The sequence below is a fragment of the Belnapia moabensis DSM 16746 genome (assembly GCF_000745835.1).
Lineage (GTDB): Bacteria > Pseudomonadota > Alphaproteobacteria > Acetobacterales > Acetobacteraceae > Belnapia > Belnapia moabensis.
Genome location: NZ_JQKB01000259.1, coordinates 1 through 1,671, shown reverse-complemented (window position 1 = coordinate 1,671; position 1,671 = coordinate 1). Strand labels below are relative to the sequence as shown.

At 68.8% G+C, this 1,671-nt stretch carries 1 protein-coding gene and 1 pseudogene; both read left to right on the top strand.

The features are described 5' to 3' along the window. Window positions 1–575: 575 nt before the first annotated feature. Window positions 576–788 carry a hypothetical protein gene (locus EP26_RS30725; RefSeq protein ID WP_043345331.1) on the top strand — a complete coding sequence of 71 codons (213 nt, stop codon included), beginning with the start codon at window positions 576–578 and terminating at the stop codon, window positions 786–788. Between the two features lie 96 nt (window positions 789–884). Further along, window positions 885–1,671 (top strand): annotated as a pseudogene (locus EP26_RS30720) (helicase-related protein); the annotation flags it as partial.

The window sequence follows — 1,671 nt, the reverse complement described above, 5'->3', positions numbered from 1 at the left end:
ACTGGATCAAAGTCATCAAGCTCTAACAGGCCTTAGAGTTTGGATGACGAGGGCGACCGATGACGCCGCCAGGCTATTTCTTACGTTGGATCATTTTGGAATACGCCCGAAAAAGCTCGGGGGAGTTGCGTAGTCTCGAACCAAATCAGGGGCAGGACCAAGCGCGCCCCGCGCTACCCGCCACTCTCCGTGTCGTCCAGTGCTGCGTCACCCTCAGCAGCGGCCGCATCGGTTGCAGCCTCAGGACGAGGATCTCGATGGCGATCCAGGTATTCGCCAAGACGGATATTCAGACAGTCTTCGTTCGGCATTGAAGGCCAACGCCTACTTTCCGCGAAGGTGCAACTCCTTTCCGCCAGTGGGATTGGTGCAGAAACTCCTGTCGAGCCTGCCGGCTCCGACGAATGCAAGCTGGCTAGCTGCCGACAAGGTCGGTTGCGCCAGGCTACCTGCCGTATGCTTTGGCTGGCGGTGGGCATCCGTTGGCGCTCGGCAATAGAATGCTGGCGCCATCTACGATCTTCGCGCGTTGCCTGTGCTCGTAACCCGGTGGCGATGCGCAGGAGTTGGATCTGATGGCTGAGAAGCAGGACGACGGCACGAGCACGGCGGGGCAGGACCCGGCGAGCCGGGAGCGGCCCGAGGCCGCGGCAGAGCGGAGGAAGGAAGGCGGCCAATCCAGCGAGGAGACGGACCCGTCCATCCTGACCCCGGGCGGGAACGTGCGGTACGGCGGCGGCAATGCGCAGGGCGTCCCGATGGTGCCTGACAGCAAGGACGACAAATAGCCTCCGGCCTGGGCGATCGAACGCCAGGGTTGCCCGGGCGCTAACCTGCCGACACGACCTCCCCGGCATCGGGCAGGTCCTGGGCAGGAGACCACCATGGGCCAAGACCACCTCTCCCGTTCCGTGAGTGGCAGCGCCGGCGGGAAGGCCGAGTGGCGCAAGCGGCTGGAGGCCCTGGCCAGGCGTGCCGAAGCCCTGCCGGTGCGGCGCGACGATCTGGATGTGGCGATGGCCGGCATCGGCACCCCCGATGCCGGGGATGCCGAGTTGCTGGCGGCACTGCGTGAGGCGGTGCTGGCCCGGCTTGGCGGTTACGGCGCGCCCGAGACGGCGCTCGCCGCCGCCCTGGACGAGCTGCCGAAAGGGCCAGCCGGGGAAGCCACGCTGGAGGCGGTCGGGCATTGTGCCCGCTGCGTCGCCGAGGCCTTTGCGCTGCCCGCCGCGGATGCCGCTGCCTTCGCCCGCCGGGCGGTCGATGCCGAGCGCCAGCGCCGGGCCGAACGGCGCAGCGCGGCACGAGCGGCACGCGAGACCAGAGCCGAGGAGGAGCGCCGCCTGGAGGCATGGGAGGCCTCCCTGATCGGCGCCGGGGCGGTGCCGGCGCTGCTGGGCTGCACCGTGGCGGAAGCGGAGCGCTGGATCCGCGCCGGCCGCCTGCCCGTTGCTTGCCGGGTGGCGATCCGCGAGGGCGGCAGGAGGGTGCGGGAGCCTCAGTTCGACCCTGCCGTCCTGGAAAACCTGCGATCCTCGCTGTCGGAATGGCGAAAGGCCGAGGTTGCTGCCCTGCGGCCGGCACCACGCGAGGCCCGGGCCGAGCCGCAGGGCGCGACCAATGCGGCCGTAGCGCGTGTGGCGGGTCTCGATCGCTATGCCGCGCATTTCG

What these genes read in the sequence shown, in the direction of transcription:
- EP26_RS30725 (WP_043345331.1), top strand. Translation starts at nt 576, where the DNA reads ATGGCTGAGAAGCAGGACGACGGCACGAGCACGGCGGGGCAGGACCCG.